An 18,375-nucleotide genomic window follows, 5' to 3' on the forward strand; every position below is an offset into this window, starting at 1 on the left:
GCAGGGCGAGCAGAACCTTCTCACTCTTTCTATAATCCTACTTTGCACCGCTACTTTTGTCCGCATCAATACTGGCCTGAATTAATGGCGTGATGGTTGAACCCTGTATCACGATGGAAAAAATCACCACAATGTAAGTCACCACCAGCATCAGACTGTGTAAGTCCACATCATTTATCATAAACTCTCGACGCGGAATAGATGCCGCCATAGCCAGTGCAAGTCCTCCTCTCAGGCCACCCCAGGTAAGAATTTTTATCGCATTTTTGTCGTAATTTCGTATTTTCTTAAATACGCTGTAAGGCAAGCCAACGCTGATAAACCGGGCTAGCAGCACTAGCGGAATAGCGGCCAAACCGATAAAAATTTCCAGCTTGGTAATGGGTAACGTAACAATCAGTAGGCCAATCACCAGGAATAAAAGCGAATTCAGGTAACCGTCTATGCCGTGCCAAAAGCTTTGTATGTGATTCACGTTATCGGAGTGGTTTTTCACCGCTGACTCCGTACGAGTTACATTTCCAATAAAGATTCCGCTAACGACCATGGCCAGCGCGCCAGAGATATCCATTAAGTTAGCACTAGCGAAACCTGCCGTAGGAATACAGAAAGTGATGAGCAATCGCAGGTTACTATCTCTTGAGTTCAGGATTAAGAAGTGGCCCATGTAGGCCAGCACGAAACCAAACAGGATCCCGCCTCCTGCTTCAAAGAAGAACAATTCAGAAATGCCTGAAGCCGTCGGTGAAACACCTGAAAACGCTACCGCGAACAAGGTTTTAAACAGTACGAGCCCTACTCCATCATTGAATAAAGACTCCCCCTCAACCTGAATAGATATCCGCTCAGGAGCCTGCATTTTTTTGATGATCGCGAGCACGGCTATGGGATCTGTGGGGCTGATTAACGCACCAAATAACAAACAATAAATGAGCGGTATACTCACACCACATAGTGTCAGTAAATACCAGCCTACCCAGCCGATTAAAAACGTAGAAGCTAGCGTAGAAAAGATGACCAGCGCGGTTATTTCCCATCGCTGCTGACGCATGGCAGCCAGATTAATTTCCAACGCGCCCGCAAATAACAACAGTCCCAACATGCCATTGAGAAGCAGCTCTGTGAAATCAATCTGGCCAAATGTATCGGACAACATTTGCGCGGTTTCGTTACCGGCCAGCTTAATTGCCAATATAAGCACCAGCGACAGCACGACTGCGCCACTGGTAATAGCAATAGTGGTTTGCATTTTAAGAATGTATTGATTACTGAAAGCAATAAGCACAGCTGCGGCGGAAAGAAAGCACAGTAGATACCAGGTGCTGATCATAGAAGTCCTTAGAAAGCGAATTGGACAAAATTAGCTTCTCAGGAATCAGCACAATGCCTATTGCAGGCATTAAAGCTATCGCTTAGGTACATCAGACGGATTGCGAAATTCTAAAGAGGCGTAACTTATGTCGGGTGTGACTACATGTTGCGCCTTTCCTGCATCACTGACTATCAACTTCAGATTATTGACTCAATTTTCTCGCTAATTGACGCTTTTATCATAACCATTCGACAAAGTACTTATCGGTTTGGTAATACTCGCTGACATCATTAACTCACCTGCGGCTTGAGCTTTTTCATAAATTATAAAACGTGAAATTGCAGAAACCCGAAAGATGGGACATGCGTTTAAAGCATTTTCACTTCTCGCTGCGGGAACGGTATTTCGATGTTCGCTTGCTGCAGACCATCATGAATGGCCTTATTTAGTGCATAGCGAATTTCGAAATGGCGGGTAGTCAGCGCCCATACACGTACACCGAAATTGATACTGCTGTCGCCAAAATTATCGACCCCGATGGCTGGGTTCTTTTCTGAGGAGATACCGTCTACCTTAGCCACCGCTTTCTCAAGCACAGCGATAACTTCATCAACATTGCTGGAATAGGACACGCCCACTTCCAATTCGATAAGCATTTGTTCGGCGGAATTATGCAGTACTTCCCCCACGATGAGTTTATTGGGGATTTGGATATGAACATTATCTTCATTAATAAGGATGGTGTAAGGCAACATAACTTTATCGACCACACCCGAAACACCCCGTACCTGAATCGTATCGCCTAGCACAAAAGGACGGGTGATTATAATGGTAAAACCGGCGGCATAATTAGCCAACATGCCCTGTATTGCCAGACCGGCACCGAGACCGACCGCACCAATTGCAGCGATGAAAGGTGTAACACTGATCCCGATGTTTCCGAGCGCAATGATAATAACCAGTGCCAGGATGAGAATTTTACAAGCCCCGCCGGTAAAGCGGCTTAGCGTGATATCAATTTCACGCCCAATCATCAGGTTTTCAACGAGAGTACCGATCTTGGCTGCAACCCACCAGCCAACCAGTAATATGATGATTGCACCTACGATTTGAAAACTGTAGGTAACGGCAAATTCCACAAGTGTGTCGTAAATTGCCTGAGCTTGTTGTAATTCTGCTTCCATGTTGGCTTCTGGTTAACGCTTTAAAAGTTTAAGAATAACCAACAAAATACCGAACAACAACATAGCCATCGGTCGTATCTGGCGTTTGTTACTCTTTACCAGTCTTTAAGAGAGCTCACCTGTTTTTTTAAACCAATGCAGCTGAGTATGTTTACATAGCTCCAGGTTAGATTGTCTGCACTGAGCATTTCACCACTCTGATAATGAAACTGTTCAGACATGCTACCGTTTTCAACACAGTGAAATTGAACGCGGCGAAGAAAAGCATCACCTAAACCAATGAGCCCATGAATGACCTTCCTGAACCCGTCAGAATCCATATGGTAACGTTCACCCTCATTAATCTCGCATTGGCTTTCACCGTAAGATATTGCCAATTGCAAAAACGGAAGATTGAGTCGGGTAATCTGAAGCGCCTGCTTTTCAGAAAAAAGTAGTGCCGCTTGATAGCAAATGCCTGCCATTGTCCCGGTACATAAAAACCAAGGATTGCCCGTTTCCACCCCGTCAGTGCCACTGTAGCGATCTTCTGGGTAACGTCCGATACCCGGCGCTAGGGTTTCGCCAAGTGACGAAAGCCGCGTTTTGTTTACCGAAAAGAGTGAGTCGAATGTTTGGTAAAGCGCATAAGCGGTCGCTAAAACTTTATCATCGGTTGCAGTTAAATAAGGTGCAGAAGCGGATAGCGACTGGAATACCCCCAGCAAAACGGCGATATCCAATCCAGAATCCTTGAAATCCAGACCACCGTTACGGTTTAGCGTAGCCACGTAGTAACCCGCGTCCTCACACCAGAATTCAGCCATAGCGGCTTTTATTGCCTCGGCTTGTTCAACATAGCGCCCTTGCGCCGCTTCGTCTCCAAGCTTCCCAGCTAATTCCGCCCCTTCGCGTAATGCTACATGCTGCAGAACACGAGTGTAAAAATGGTCCCCTTTCAACTCTTCCCACACATCGAAGCAGCTGTCCTGCCAGTGAGCCGCAATAAACTCTAGATCGGTTTTGATTACACCGCCATTTGCTTGATAGAGCAGCGAGAGGTAATCAACGGTTTGCCCCTTTGAAAGACAATACTGCGCCCAGCGCGTCAGCGTGAGTGCTCGCTGAGCGGGTCCGTCATTTTGCGGCCGACCCCACTCTTCTTCATATGCATCGCCATCGACATAGAACTTGGGTTCACCAACATGACCGCTGGGATTAGGGGTTTGTTGGTTAAGCACTGAAAACTCGATATAATCTTTCATCATCTGCTCGAACTTCGCGCTCATATCGAAAGCGTGGGTTTGCGCTAATCTCACAATCTCGCCCATCGTTCGTGCCGAATCTCGGGTCCAGTGATAATAGTAATCGGGATTGGAGCGTGATGGCGAGGCAACAACGGCACCCGGCTTGCCATCTGATGGCGATATATTCGCTAATATGCCGTGCAACATATTTTGTTCGGCGTGGTTGAGCCATTGTTCGAAAGTTGGCAATTTATGATCTTGAGAGGCTGTGGATGCTTGCGTTTCTGAACTATTCATCGGGGGGTCCGAGTTTAACGAGTTGATGGTATATACCCTCAGGACACCGCGACGATCAGCTAATCACGACCAGATGAGTTGAATCGCTTAATCATTCCGACCACTCAATCTCCGCAGAGCCTTCCTATCACAATATTCCATAGTGCACTCGGCGTCAGTGACCTCCCACTTTTACACATCACTGTAATAATTTTCTCGAAAACGCCGGTAAAGCCATAGTAGATATTCTGCCGCTACAGAGATAACACATTGAAGTAGCACAATAAGTCAGTGAATTCTTGCTTGGGCATGCTCCTTGCTGCCTTAAGTATGAAGTACCTCTTTCGTTCCACGAACTCTTTTCAGAAGGTATCCCATGAACTTAAATATCGACGGGCGAATTGCCCTTATCAGTGGTGCATCAGGTGGTCTTGGCCTTGCATCTGCGAAATGTCTGGCTGAAGAAGGTGTGCGTCTGTTCCTCACCGACATGAACGAAGAAGCACTTCGCGCGGCGGTGGATGAACTCCACGAATCTGTTGTCGGCTTTTATAAAGCCGACCTGACCGACGAAAGCGATATCAACACGTTAGCTGACAAAGTAAAAGCAGTGGGCGGTGCGGATATTCTGGTACATCTGGCGGGGATTACTGGAGCCAAGGGCGACCCGTTAACGATGAAAGATGAAGACTGGATGGAATGCTGGAATATTAACTTTATGTCTGCGGTAAGGGTATGTCGGGCTATCGTACCTGGCATGGTTGAAAAAGGCTGGGGACGGGTTGTGCTCACCGTATCCGAAAACGCTGTTCAACCTTACCCCGATGAAGCCGTGTACAACGCATCCAAAGCCGCCTTACTCAGTTATACCAAAGCGTTGTCACTTCCCTATGGCCCGAAAGGTGTTTTGGTTAATGCAGTTATGCCCGCCTTCATCGAGAGTCCAATGACCGATGGCATGATGGAAAAACTGTCTGAAGAACTCGGCGTGTCACAGGAAGAAGCGGTTGAACATTTTCTCGAAAAAGAACGTCCTTACCTCACGCTTAAACGCCGAGGCCGCGCTGACGAAGTAGCGGCGGCGGTAGCATTGCTTTGTTCTAACCGAACCACTTTCACCAACGGTTCTGCCTGGCGAGTAGATGGTGGCGCTGTAGCGGCAATTAATACTTAATAGGAGATAAATATGTCAGATTCTAAAGTGTCTCACCTTCCCGACCCTGAGTACATTAACAATGACTATGTCGGCGCAGGAAAATTGAAAGGTAAACGCGTGTTAATCTCCGGTGGCGACAGTGGTATTGGTCGAGCTGCCGCGCTGCACATGGCCCGGGAAGGTGCCAAAGTGGCTATTATTTATCACTCGGCTGAAGACAAGGCAGCCGAGACCAAGCAAGCCATTGAAGCTGAAGGTGTAGCTGCGTTGGTAATACAAGGTAACACTGGCGATAGCGCTGACTGCGATCGCGCGGTTGAAAAGGTCGTTTCTTCCTGGGGCGGCATCGACATTCTGGTGAACAATGCGGGATTTCAGAAGGCTTACCATAATCTTGAAGAAGTAAGCGACGAAGATTGGACGGCCCACTTTGATGTGAATATGGCAGGTATGTTTTACCTAAGTCGTGCCGCACTTCGCCATATGCAATCAGGTTCTGCCATCGTTAACACCGGCTCGATAAATGGTTATGTCGGCAATAAGGCTTTATTGCCTTATTCATCTACAAAAGGAGCAATCTCAGCATTTACTCGCTCGCTAGCCAAGCAATATATGGACAAAGGCATTCGAGTTAATGAAGTTGCACCAGGCCCCATCGCTACTGATATTCAATCTGTATTCGAAGACTTCGACGAAGATATGTTAAAGAATATGGCGGCCCCTATTGGCCGGGTAGGACAACCTCGGGAACTTGGCCCTGCCTATGTATTTCTCGCCAGCCAGGATGGGGCATTCATCACCGGTCAAACGCTTCACGTAAACGGTGGCATGATGGTTGGCGCTTAAAAAATTAAGCTTTATCACCACTAAATACTGTACAAGCGCCCGTTATTGATAACGGGCTTTTTTAGCTGGCTCAGTGGCAAACTTTTCTCACGCCAATCCTCTTATTTCTCAACTCCCAATTTAATTCTTATCTGTATTCTCTCGCGTTCCTATTTTTTCCGAGCAATTCAACTTCATTCCCTGTACACTCCCGCAAATAAAAATGAAAACCATTATTATTTAGATTAAATTATCCCCACTTAGGACTCTCATGAAATACTCTTCCTTGTCGGTAGCCGTACTCAGCGCCCTTGTCTGCACTTTTCACGCTACAGCCTCATCCACAGATGACGTTGAAAAAATTGAAGTAACGGGTCGTGCCCAGCAATTCTATCTAGATAGCCAGACTCGCATTGGTACCAAAACCGATGCTGACATCATGGAAATCCCTTTGTCTGTACAGGTACTCACACGCCAACTCATTGCCGACCAGGCTGCTCGCGACATCACTGACATGTACCGCTCAATTGCGGGGGTCAGTGAATTCAGTTACTCAGGTGTTACCTTTCGGGGATTCCGCGATGATGCCAATGTGTTTTACGACGGCGTACGTGGCGACCCCTTCTCTGGTTTCAGCGTACCGCAATTGTTTAATGTTGAGCGTGTGGAAGTACTTAAAGGCCCGGCTGCAGCGCTTTACGGCGGTGGCGAGCCAGGCGGAATGATCAACTATGTTAGCCGTAAGCCTTCGTTCAGCGAATACCGCAATGTTACGGTAACTGGCGGAAACTTCTCGCTGGCAGGAGCATCCACAGAATTCACTGGTGCCGTTAACGAATCTGTTGCCTATCGCTTTGGCGCTTTTTACGAGACTCAAGACAGCTTCCGTAATAATGCCGATTCAGAAAACATTGAGCTGGCTGGCGGCGCCCTGTTTGTATTGGGGAATAATACAGAATTGACCACCACCTACGACTACATTGTGCAGAACCTGGGCGGCAATCGTCTTCGCGGCGTTCCGGTAGATGATGATGGTAATTTTTTGGTCGACCGCAGTTATAACGCCAATGAAAAAGGGGATTATCAGGATCTTGAAGCACTGGTATTGCAAGCCAATCTTAAGCACGACTTTAGCGATAGCTTCACTTTCAATGGTACCTTGCGGTATTTAGATAACGAACGAAATCAGGGATATCACGAGTCCAGAAGCTGGATTGACGTTAATGGCGATGGCGTTGCTGACATCAATGACGAGACGATTCGTCGGGAGTATCGCAAACAGCTTCGTGCAAACGACGAACTAAGCCTTACCCTGGATTTTGTTTATGACTTTGAGGCTGCAGGTATTGCGCACCAACTTCTGTTCGGTGGCGATTGGCAACATGTTAAAACCGACTACGACTATTTCCGCGCTCGCTACGAAGCAGATGGTGTGGCGAATCTCAACATTTTTACCCTGAACTATGGCGAAACAGACCCAACGACTTACAACCTGACAGACATGAATCGAGATGGATTGGAGCGTCAGCGGGCCAGTTTTTACGTTCAGGATAAAATGCAGTTCAGCGAAAACTGGGCACTCATGTTAGGCGCACGGTTTGATTACTTCGATGAACAAAGCATGGATACCGACACGGCCTACAACGACAGTGATGTTACACCGAGAGCAGGACTCATTTACACGCCAACAGACGAAACAACGGTTTACCTGAATTATTCTGAGAGCTTTAACCCGGTAGATCCTTCTCAGTATGAAGAGTCTGTCGCCGATCCGCTTTCACCAGAAACCGGTAACCAGGTTGAGCTGGGTCTGAAACAATCCTGGTTAAATGGCAGCATCATGACCACCGCCGCCATCTATCAAATTGATAAAGAAAATCTGGTTATCAACAACCCGGACTTTATCGACGGTGAAAACAACGATATTGAACCCGCCCTTATCAACTTCGGCTTGGTAGAAAGCCAAGGTGCAGAATTTACCCTGGTAGGCGACATTACCGACAATATCAGTATTACGGCTAACTACGCCTACAACGATACCCTTTTAGAGGAAGGCGCGACCCGAAATACTTTTGATGGCCGTCGCTTTGCTAACACCCCTCGCCATCAAGCCGGATTCTGGGCGCGATATAATATTGCGGTTATCGACTCAGCATTTGCCATGGGCGTAGACTACGTGAGTGAACAAGTTAGCCTTAACGGTCAGCGGGTAAAACCATTCACCATTTTTGATGCCAGCTGGACCACACGTTGGGACAACCTACTGCTAAGTGTTAACGTTAAAAACCTGTTTGATAAAGTATATGCAGTAAGCGGATTCAGTGAGCGTAACGGGCACTTTCCTGGCGAGCCTCGTGAGGTGGTTGTTCAGCTAAGCTATGACTTCTAAATCTTATAAATGAATAAACAGCGCTGGTATCGATGGCACAGCCTGGCGGGTCTTCCGCTGGCTGTGCTGTTGTGTTTCATAATGCTAACCGGCACCTTGGCTGTGATGTCACACGAGCTTGACTGGCTGACTAATCCGGCCGTTCGGGCACAACCATCGAACACGCCACTAAACTGGCCTCAGTACTACCGCGCTGCCCTCTCATCTTCTGACGGTAACCGCATTTATCAACTAGCAGCACCGCTACATGATGGCTTTGCCGCCGATACGCTGCTGTATGATGAAAATAACCAGCGCTATCACGCCTATATCGACCCGGTTACTTATGCGCATACCGGGAATGGCACCTGGTTCAACTGGCAAACTCTGTTACGACGAATTCACCGTCATTTAATGATGCCGCTGAATATTGGTTTACCTATTGTTAGCCTTACCGCATTTCCGCTTTTGCTCTCGCTCGTTTCAGGTTTGATCCTACACCCCAAATGGTGGAAAGGGCTTTGGAAATTACCCCGAAAGCAAAATTCACGGGTATTCTGGGGAGATTTCCATCGCTTAAGCGGGTTATGGAGCAGTTGGCTACTTGTGGTAATTAGCATTACCGGCATTTGGTATTTTGCTGAAAAATACGGTTTGGGCGCGACCTATCCGAAAGATGGCAGCGTTATTAGCGAACACGCCAAGCATCATCCTGTTCGTGTTTCTCCAGAAATCTTCGACAAGCTCATTACTACAGTGCAGCGCCAGCGACCCGAGCTGGAGATAAAATCGGTCTTTTTCCCCATCAAAGCAGGCCAACCTGTCCGCGTTGAAGGCCAATCAAGCACAATGTTAGTGCGTAACCGTGCAGATAACATGGTATTCGACCCCGAATCTGGTAATTTGCTTTCCCAGCGCATCGCCAGCGATCTGTCATTTCACGTTAGGATCTCTGAAGCTGCTGACCCGTTACATTTTGGTGTTTGGGGCGGTTATTGGAGCAAAACGCTGTATTTTTTCTTTGGCTTATTGCTAACCAGCCTATCGGTTACCGGAACCATTATTTACGCCCACCGGGTAACAAAATGGCGACGCAATGAAACGCCTGGGTTACTTTCAGTGATTGGCATCGGCTTTCAAGGCACCAAAAAAACAGGCTTACTCAGTGCCGTATTGCTACTGATATGTTTAGCATTGACACTCGAAACATTGCTTGCCTGAATGTCTTGTGTGAAAAACAATAGAGACGATTTATTCGATTTGTACGGCAAGCGACTTCCCCCCAGCATTGAGCATCCGCTAGGATAAACACGCACCAATAAAAAAGACTCCATAATAAAAATCATAACGATAACAATAAAAGGAAATGAACATGCATTTCACCCAACGTTTGTCCGACAGAGAAAAACCCCAAATGCCTGGCAGGAACTTGCTTCTCGCCAGCATCACCGCCCTTTTGTCCACTGCGGCCTGCGCTGAAGCGCTACCGGATACCTTGCAATACGAAGATACTTTTAACCTCGAATATGCTTCGTCACCGTTTTTCAGTCACGACGGCAACACCGTTTTCTACGAACGTCGTTCTATGGATATCATGAAAGACCGAACGCACAGCACATTGTGGCAGGCGTCTGTAGACGGAAAACGCCATCGTCCGGTGCTGGCCAACAATGCCAACGTGCGTTCTGCCACACCGTCACCCGACGGCAATATGTTGGCTTACGTTTCGGACGAAGGTGGCAGTAACCAAATTTACGTACGCTATCAAGACACCGGCCAAATCGCCAAGCTAACGACGGTTGAATTTATGCCCGGTAATCTGACATGGTCTCACGATGGTAAGCATGTGGCGTTTACCTTATTCACCCCGACCCTCGACAAGCCGCTTTTCACTGGCATGCCGAAAAAGCCTAAAGGCGCAGAATGGGCCGAAACCGCCAAAGTCATTGATACCACCAGCTATCGCTCAGACGGTCGCGGCTATTTGCCGTCTGGCTTTAACCAGATTTATATCTTACCGGTATCCGGCGGCACGCCTCGTCAACTAACAACTGGGGCCTTTCCAAATGGCGGTAAACTCGCCTTCAGCGCCGATGATAAGCGCATCTTTTTCTCGGCCAACCGCAATACAGATTACTCGCTAGAGCCGCTAACCAGCGACATATTCTCAGTAGATATAAGCTCAACAGACGTCACTGCTGTAACCTCGTTGCCTGGCCCTGAGTCGTCGCCCACATTAAGTCCAAACGGAAAATACCTGGCGTTTAACCAGGTTGAAGATAATAAAATGAGTTATCAGAACGGCGACATTACCGTGTTGGAACTGAAGTCAGGCAAAGTCACGCGCCTTACTTCGTCGTTGGATCGGTCGGTGCAGCAGTTTGAATGGAACAGTAACAGTGACGGGTTGGTATTTTCATACCTCGACCATGGTCAAACGCGGTTGGCTGAAGTAAACCTAAAAGGCAAGATAACAACGCTTAAAGCAACGCTTGGCGGGCAGTCTCTGGGCCGCCCCTATACCTCTGGTCAGTTCGCGGTTGCAGATAATGGTACCATCGCATTTACCACCGACGATCCACTGAGCCCTGCCGACATTGCTGTCATCACAAAACGTGGAACGTTTACTCTCACAGATCTTAACAGTGATGCACTAGCGCACCTTAAACTGGCGAGTGTAGAAACAATGCCAGTTAAATCGTCTGTTGATGGTCGCGACATTGATGCCTGGATTGCGCTACCGCCGAACTTTGACAAAGCCAAATCCTACCCGTTAATTCTGGAAATTCACGGCGGGCCTCACGCGGCATATGGCCCCCACTTTGCCATGGAAATACAGCTGATGGCGGCACAGGGCTATGTAGTGGTATGGTCTAACCCTCGCGGCAGTTCATCCTATGGCGCCGACTTCGGCAATCTCATTCACCATAACTATCCGTCAGAAGATTACAACGATCTGATGGATGTGGTTGATACCGCGATTGGCAAAGGCTTTATTGACGAGAAAAATCTGTTCATTACGGGCGGCTCTGGTGGAGGCGTGTTAACGGCTTGGTCGGTAGGAAAAACAAACCGTTTTGCAGCGGCAGTGGTAGCAAAACCCGTAATCAATTGGATTAGCTTTGGCCTGACTGCCGATGCGTATCCTTACTTCACCGAATACTGGATGCCGGGCAAACCCTGGGAAGCATTCGACCACCTGTGGGCACATTCACCGCTGTCTCTAGTAGGCAATGTAAAAACACCCACCATGCTGCTTACCGGCGAGTCTGATTACCGTACGCCGATTAGTGAATCGGAACAGTTTTATCAAGCGCTACGCCTGCAAGGGGTGGATGCCGCCATGGTGCGCATTCCGGGTGCTTCACACGGCATTGCCTCAAAGCCTTCTCGTCTCATTCAGAAAGTAGGCAACATTATGGCGTGGTTTGAAAAATACCGTACCAAAGCAGAATAACTAGCTGTCAGATAATTTCGCTCTGAAATGCATCAGCCCGGCAAAAGCCGGGCTGTTTTTTATATTTTTCAAAGTGGCTGTGGCTCAGAAAACAAGAAGCCTTGGCTGTAATCAATTCCCAGTTCCAGCAGTTTGTCCTGCACTGCCTGCGAATGCACAAACTCGGCAATTGATTTAATACCACTGTTTTTGCAGAAATATGCAAACGCTTTCACGATTTCATAGCTTTTACTGTCGGTATCGATTTGTTTGATATAGCGGGCATCAATTTTCAGATAATCGATCTCCAACTCCAAAATGCGTTCAAAGTTAGAATACTCGGTGCCAAAATCATCGATGGCCAACTTAAAACCAATGCGTTTTAAATCACGCAATTGCTTGAGATGGTTGTTCTTGCTTGAGCTACTGATCCCTTCGAGCACTTCAAGAATAACGCGTTCGGGTGTCACACTGTAGGTATTACAAAGCTCATTAAGAAAATTGGAAAGGTACTGCCCATTTAAATCATGCTCAGTGATATTCACCGAGAAGATATAGTCCTTTTTGCTCATTATTCTGAACGCTTGACGGGCTATTTGTTGAGTGATTAAGGGTAACATCCCGGCAACCTGCGCCGCTTCAATAAAGCTATAAGGCGAAATGACCTTGCCGTCATGAATGATGCGCGCGAGGGCCTCAAAGTGGGTGATACGGCCATTGTGGTTGTTGCGTATTCCCTGGAAGAACGGTACCAGCAGCTCGTTATTCAGTGCAGTATGAATAAGGTTGTTTGCCTCGACAAAAACATGCCGCTGTGAAGCAACCCGTTGTCCGCACTCCTGCTCCAGTACCACACAACTGAATTTGCCTTGGGCTTGGCTTTGTCTGAGTGCCGAAGAAGACAAACGCAGTAAATCAGCATCCCCTATACAACCCCCAAAAGACAATGAAATATAAACACTCACGTCCCCCGCCGTTACCTGAGAAAACGAAAAATGTTGATGAAGCGCCCGGGCAATTTCTACCAGATCGGTGGGCTGATTAAAGAGCAACACAAACTTTCCAGCATCAATACCCACGTAGCAATCGGCCTCGACTAGCTTCATGATCTGACTGGCCGTTTCTCTTATCAAACCGTCGCACGCATCGAACCCATACGCTTCATTGAAATAACGCAGGCCATCAAGTCGAATGGCCAACATCCATTTCTTGCCGCCTCTGGCCAGTTCTTTTGCTAGCAAGGCTTTATTCGACAGGCCGCTCAGTTGGTCGGTGCTGGCAAGGTAAAGATTCTCAGCCTGCGTTTTCTTTAACTCGGTTAAGTCGGTATATATGGCAGTGTAATGATGGGTTCTACCGCTCTCGTCTTTAACCTGGTTTACCGACGACCATTGCTCAAGAATCCGCCCGTCGGCATGACGGTTTTTAATTTCGCCACGCCAGTTACCCCGGGTGGTCACTTGCTCCCAGAAAGCCTGGAAAAAACCGGCATCATGCTCACCACTTGAGATGAGCGAAGGGTTCTTACCCAATGCCTGTTCACGGGAATAGCCAAACATTTCGCAAAAGGCATCATTCACTTCCACGATTTTGTGCGCTGCGTCGGTGACAATCATGGCTTCTGAAGAATAGCGGAATATCGATGACAACATATCCAGCGATCGGTCTTGAATACGCCGTTCTAATTCTGCCGCCACTCGATAGGCTGCCATTTCAAACAGCAGCACAATTTCATCAATGTCATCGATGGGCGTTTTGTTTAGGGCTACAATAATGCCCAGTACCTCCCCCTGGGAACTGTGCAAGGGCACACCGATATAACTTTCAGCGCCATAGTCGATAACCATTTGATCTTTTGGGAACATGCCCTGCACATTGGCGGGAAAACAGCATATCTGATCACGAGACACGAGATGGCAAGGTGTATCTGCCAGCGAATAAGTCATGTCTGGTTGAATAATGCCGCTATCGCAAACTGCCAGCGTTGAACAGGTGTTCATTTCATTGTGAACTTCGCCCACCATGATGTAATCGCATTCACAAATTTCGGCCAAGCCCAAAACGATGTGATTGAAATACGCTTGCCCACGGGTTTGGCCTACATATTCTGAAAATCGACGAAGCTTGGAAGTTAAATCATGCATGGGTTAAAGAATCATTCCGTAGAGAGATTTGTGGCGAGATTTGACACAATACTCGCGCAGATAAAAATGTCATTCAACAAGGCCTAATCCTTTAAAGCACTCGTCGGATGTGTTTCATTTATAACGATAAAAGTCGCGCACGATAGCATAAGCGATTTGTTATTAGTTGACCTGTATCAAGCTTTTACATGAGTAAAAAGGACACATCGATTACCTTGATAAAATCGCCGGTGAATGACCAAACGAAAGCCTGAAAAGCCCGTTTCGTTGCTTTTTTGCAACAGGCGTAAGAATGACTGGACAACGGCAACACATCGGCAAACTTACCGAGGTGTTGCGCTGCGTTTGGAGAAGAGACTAACTAGATTGGTTTATTATTTTTAAGATGACCAAAAGTAGCAACACCGGTTGCACGTTCGGGGAGAGATGCTTCGCCTTTTGCCACTTTTTCCCGCAAGTATCGATAGGTTTGCAGCGCTTGGCTGTACATATGCTCACCAATACTCAATGTTTTATACTCCGTGCTGCCATCGTCAAACTGTTCCAATGGACGAATTAATGTGTGGTAATCACATGCAAAGAACAGTGGAAAGGAATAGCGCTCTTGGGCCACCTTTCTTACTCTGTGGGAAGTCGCCACAAATTTCCCAGCAGTCAACACTTCCAGCATATCGCCGATATTGATAACAAATGCCTCTTCGTCACCGTTTTTCATCGGCGGCGCATCTATCCATTCTCCATTATCGTTCATAACTTCCAGGCCAGGCTGATCAGCAAGAAGCATGGTAAAACATTCATAGTCTGTATGCGCACCAATGCCCGGGCGGTCCTCCGCATTTTCATCGAAAGGGTAGTGGATTAAGCGTAGCTTTGATGGCGGACAGGAAATCATGGAATCGAAGTGATCTTCCGGTAGGCCTAGCGCAAGTGCAAACCCTGAAAATAACGTTTTACCCAGAGCAAAAAGCGTTTCGTAATAATCTAATACTGGCGTTTTAAAATTCTCTAGCTCAGGCCATTCGTTCTGCCCAATAAGCGGCGTGTTTGCTTGTACCAAAGGATGATCGTCAGGTGCGGGAAATCCAACATCATAGGCTTCTTTTTTGTCTGGCTTCCCGGTGCCGTAAATTTCTTCGCCTTCTGGCACGAAACCTTTATGCGTTGCTGAACTACCAATGTAGTACTTCATCTTTTCAGCTTCAGACTGTGCAAAGAAGCGTTTCGCCGCATCACGCAGCGCTGCAATCTTTTTCGCTGGAATGCCGTGTCCGACAACGTACAAAAAGCCAACATCCCTGGCGGCTTTACCCATGTCTTCGGCAACTTTTAAGCGCGCTTCAATAGCATCATTAAATAAGCCTTCAATATTAATTACCGGTATTTCAGTAAAGGTGTTCGATGTCATAAATTCCTCAACATATTTTATTGTTGTGGGTGCAAGCAGCGCCTCCTCTCGAAGAAGCTAAGCCATTTCGCACACCGCTGACATCAATAAAAACACAAGCTAGAAGAACTGAAAATACGAGAAATGTTATGTTTTGATTGTTAAAAACAGAAAACCCGTTCAGTAACGAAATTCTTGTACTTTGGTAATCGGTAAAAGCGTATTTTTCTGCGATCAATTTTGCCTTTTTAATCGTATACTGGTTTCAAACAAGAAACCGACTGCTGCTTGTATGACATACCCGGGTTAGGTAAATTTAAATTACAGCAGTTACCCCGCTTTTTCAGAGAGATTCATGGCAGCCACAAAAGATTTACGCAGAACAAAAACACTTCTGTTTGATATCCTGCGCCCTGAAGCAGGTTTTTTCCAATTGGCTATTGGCTACGGCCTGATGATCGGCTTGCTCACCCTGGCCGTTCCGTTTGCGGTTCAAACATTAATCAACACTGTGGTGTACACAGCCTCTATCAGTGCAGTACTGGTTATCAGTGGTATCTTGTTTTGCACGCTTTTGCTTTACGGGTTGTTCAGCGCCCTTCGTACCCGGGTTATGGAATACTACGAGCGCCGTATTTACAGCCGGTTAACGGCTGATTTAGTGTTAAAAACCATTCAGGCTCCGCATCAGTTCTTTGAGGGGCGGAAAAACACCACCATCACACACCGTTATTTTGAAGTGATGACCTTTCAAAAAAATATGCCTTCTTTGATGGTCGATGGCTTTGCATTACTCTTACAAATGCTGGTGGGTTTAACACTGGTTTCGTTTTATCACCCGTTTTTATTCGCCTTTAACGTGATCATTGTAATCATGATGTACCTCATCTGGCGCACCTTGAGCACGCAAGCAAAGACCACGGCTATCGACTTATCCGACTCTAAATACGCCACAGCGAAATGGCTGAGTGATATTTCTTCTGCCCATGTGTTTTTCAAATCCAGACGCCACATTGAACATGCCGCCGATAAAACTGAATCTGTGATTAGCCGGTATGTGAGCTGCCATTCCGACCACTTTACCTTTACCTTTTCACAAACCGTGCTGTTCCTCATTATCTATGCGCTAGCAAGTTCAGCACTGCTTGGTTTAGGCGGCATTCTGGTGGTTCAGGAGCAATTATCGGTGGGCCAACTGGTTGCCGCCGAGCTCATTATGTCGGCAGTCTTTCTTGGTATTTCCCGTTTCAGTGTGTATTTGAATCTGTATTACGAATTGTATGGCGCCGCTGAAAAATTGAATGCGGTACTAAGTTTGCCGCAAGAAGAAGTACATTCTTCAGGCCAGAAATTGAATGGTCACAATGCACTGAGCTTTCAGCAAACCGTGTTAACACAAGCCGATGAATCGGTAGTGCTGGATATGGCGCTGAAAGAAAATGGTAAATACTTCGTCATTACCTCACAGGCGTGGCAGCAACGTAAATTGATGACTGTGCTGAAACGCTATGAATCACCTGATACGGGATGGATTGAGTTGGGTGGTCTTTCTCTCTCCGATTATCAAACCAGTGATTTGCGACAGGCCATCGCGATGGTTGATCGTTCACTTATTATTGAATGTTCAATTCTGGAATATTTGCGGCTAGATGCCAGCGACATAAGTGAAAAAGAAATTTATGAAGTGTTCAGGCACCTTCAATTGCAAAGTACATTAAAACGGCTCGAGGACGGGTTGCAAACGCAGCTTTCTCAGCTTGGTCATCCTTTGCAGCCGATGGAGTTTTTATTATTAAAAACTGCTGCAGCCATACTGTCTAAACCGGGTGTGATTGTGTTAAATCAGCATTTTGATGCCATTCCTGAAGCCATTCGCGGGATTATCCTGCGCTACCTTGATACCTTGCCGGTTACGGTGCTTTATTTCACCAGTAATCCAGACAGAACCGTATTCGACGGCACCGTTGTGCTGTCTGAAGACTCATCGCTGATGACCCATCTTCCGGAATCAGGCCTAGGAGATAGCCATGAGTAACGATCAGCATCTCTTTATGAGCAAGATGTCGACATTACAGGCGCAGCAGGTGCCCACCTGGTACAAGAAGGTAGCTTGGTCATTGTTCCTCATCGTGCTTGTTGCTGCCGCAATCCTCTATTTTGCGCCATGGCAACAAACCGCTTACGGCACCGGCGTTATCAGTACTCTGAACCCTGCCGATCGGGCGCAGCCTATCTCCGCGTTGGTTCCAGGCCAAATTAAAACCTGGCATGTTCGCGAAGGACAAAAGGTAAAAGAAGGCGACCCGATTGTAACGCTGGTTGATACTGACAAAGCGCTGGTTGAACGCTTACAGGCTCAGGTTAAAGCAGCAGAACTGGAGTTAGAAGCCGATTTGATGGCCGTAGAGAACGCCAAGGCTAACCTTGCAAGACAAAAGCGCTTGCATGCGGAAGGACTGGTTTCCATGCGCGATATTGAAGTGACTGAAAATACGCTACAGGAGCGTCTTGCTGCCGCAGCACAGTCGGAACAAGATCTAAACTCCATCAACTCATCCCTTGCCAGACAATCAACACAAACTAAATATGCACCTCAAGATGGCACAGTCACCCGCTTACATTCAGGTGGTGTATCTACCCTTGTAAGCTCTGGCGCAGTGCTTGGCTACTTCATTCCCGATGGCGTAGAACGCATGGTTCGGGTGAAAGTAAATGGCCTTAACGCGCCGCTAGTAACAGAAGGCCGCCGGGTAAGACTACAATTTGAAGGCTGGCCGATATTTCAGTTTAGCGGTTGGCCGGGAACGTCAATTGGTACCTTTGGCGGTCGAGTGGCCATTGTTGAACCCGTTGCCGACCCGAACGGCTTATTTAATGTCTGGATTAAACCTGAATCTGGCAGTAAGCCTTGGCCTAGTGAAACCTTTGCTCGTCTCGACAGCCGGGTAAACGCCTGGATCTTGTTAGAGGAAGTCAGCTTAGGTTATGAGCTGTGGCGACAACTTAATAATTTCCCGCCGGAAAACGTGCGAACCGGCACCGAACAAACAGTGACAAAGTAGTA

General features: G+C 47.2%; 12 protein-coding genes. 7 read left to right on the forward strand and 5 right to left on the reverse strand.

The window, feature by feature from the left end:
- Window positions 1-37: 37 nt before the first annotated feature.
- The 3 genes from ACXAGX_RS00110 to ACXAGX_RS00120 all read right to left on the reverse strand — a co-directional run bounded on the left by ACXAGX_RS00110 (window position 38) and on the right by ACXAGX_RS00120 (window position 4,019).
- The gene (locus tag ACXAGX_RS00110; protein WP_474836797.1) at window positions 38-1,327 is read right to left on the reverse strand and encodes a cation:proton antiporter; all 1,290 of its coding nucleotides are present in this window, start codon (window positions 1,325-1,327) and stop codon (window positions 38-40) included.
- A gap of 353 nt (window positions 1,328-1,680) precedes the next feature.
- Complete coding sequence (locus tag ACXAGX_RS00115; RefSeq protein ID WP_474835920.1) at window positions 1,681-2,496, reverse strand: mechanosensitive ion channel family protein; 816 nt, start codon at window positions 2,494-2,496, stop codon at window positions 1,681-1,683.
- Window positions 2,497-2,591: 95 nt separating this feature from the next.
- Window positions 2,592-4,019, reverse strand: a complete 1,428-nt coding sequence (locus tag ACXAGX_RS00120) for a glycoside hydrolase family 15 protein (protein ID WP_474835921.1) — start codon at window positions 4,017-4,019, stop codon at window positions 2,592-2,594.
- Window positions 4,020-4,374: 355 nt separating this feature from the next.
- On the opposite strand from ACXAGX_RS00120, the gene ACXAGX_RS00125 reads away from it, so the two are divergent.
- The 5 genes from ACXAGX_RS00125 to ACXAGX_RS00145 all read left to right on the forward strand — a co-directional run bounded on the left by ACXAGX_RS00125 (window position 4,375) and on the right by ACXAGX_RS00145 (window position 11,804).
- Complete coding sequence (locus ACXAGX_RS00125; RefSeq protein ID WP_474835922.1) at window positions 4,375-5,172, forward strand: SDR family NAD(P)-dependent oxidoreductase; 798 nt, start codon at window positions 4,375-4,377, stop codon at window positions 5,170-5,172.
- Window positions 5,173-5,184: 12 nt separating this feature from the next.
- Window positions 5,185-6,000 (forward strand): SDR family oxidoreductase, encoded by an 816-nt coding sequence (locus tag ACXAGX_RS00130; RefSeq protein WP_474835923.1) that lies wholly within the window; start codon window positions 5,185-5,187, stop codon window positions 5,998-6,000.
- Between the two features lie 250 nt (window positions 6,001-6,250).
- Window positions 6,251-8,368 (forward strand): TonB-dependent siderophore receptor, encoded by a 2,118-nt coding sequence (locus ACXAGX_RS00135; protein ID WP_474835924.1) that lies wholly within the window; start codon window positions 6,251-6,253, stop codon window positions 8,366-8,368.
- 9 nt (window positions 8,369-8,377) lie between these two features.
- Window positions 8,378-9,568 carry a PepSY-associated TM helix domain-containing protein gene (locus ACXAGX_RS00140; protein ID WP_474835925.1) on the forward strand — a complete coding sequence of 397 codons (1,191 nt, stop codon included), beginning with the start codon at window positions 8,378-8,380 and terminating at the stop codon, window positions 9,566-9,568.
- Window positions 9,569-9,761: 193 nt separating this feature from the next.
- Window positions 9,762-11,804: a S9 family peptidase gene (locus ACXAGX_RS00145; RefSeq protein WP_474836799.1), complete on the forward strand. Its 2,043-nt coding sequence runs from the start codon at window positions 9,762-9,764 to the stop codon at window positions 11,802-11,804.
- Between the two features lie 68 nt (window positions 11,805-11,872).
- Here ACXAGX_RS00145 and ACXAGX_RS00150 read toward each other — a convergent pair whose 3' ends face one another.
- Both ACXAGX_RS00150 and ACXAGX_RS00155 read right to left on the reverse strand, forming a co-directional pair.
- Entirely contained in the window at window positions 11,873-13,927 is a 2,055-nt protein-coding gene (locus ACXAGX_RS00150; protein ID WP_474835926.1) for a sensor domain-containing phosphodiesterase, read from the reverse strand.
- A 361-nt stretch (window positions 13,928-14,288) separates the two neighbouring features.
- Window positions 14,289-15,332 (reverse strand): isopenicillin N synthase family dioxygenase, encoded by a 1,044-nt coding sequence (locus tag ACXAGX_RS00155; protein ID WP_474835927.1) that lies wholly within the window; start codon window positions 15,330-15,332, stop codon window positions 14,289-14,291.
- 334 nt (window positions 15,333-15,666) lie between these two features.
- On the opposite strand from ACXAGX_RS00155, the gene ACXAGX_RS00160 reads away from it, so the two are divergent.
- Window positions 15,667-17,346, forward strand: a complete 1,680-nt coding sequence (locus tag ACXAGX_RS00160) for an ABC transporter transmembrane domain-containing protein (protein ID WP_474835928.1) — start codon at window positions 15,667-15,669, stop codon at window positions 17,344-17,346.
- Entirely contained in the window at window positions 17,339-18,373 is a 1,035-nt protein-coding gene (locus ACXAGX_RS00165; protein ID WP_474835929.1) for an efflux RND transporter periplasmic adaptor subunit, read from the forward strand. Before ACXAGX_RS00160 ends, ACXAGX_RS00165 begins: the two co-directional genes overlap by 8 nt.
- The last annotated feature ends 2 nt before the right edge of the window (window positions 18,374-18,375 follow it).

The organism is Alteromonas sp. ABV4_515, from assembly GCF_056160345.1.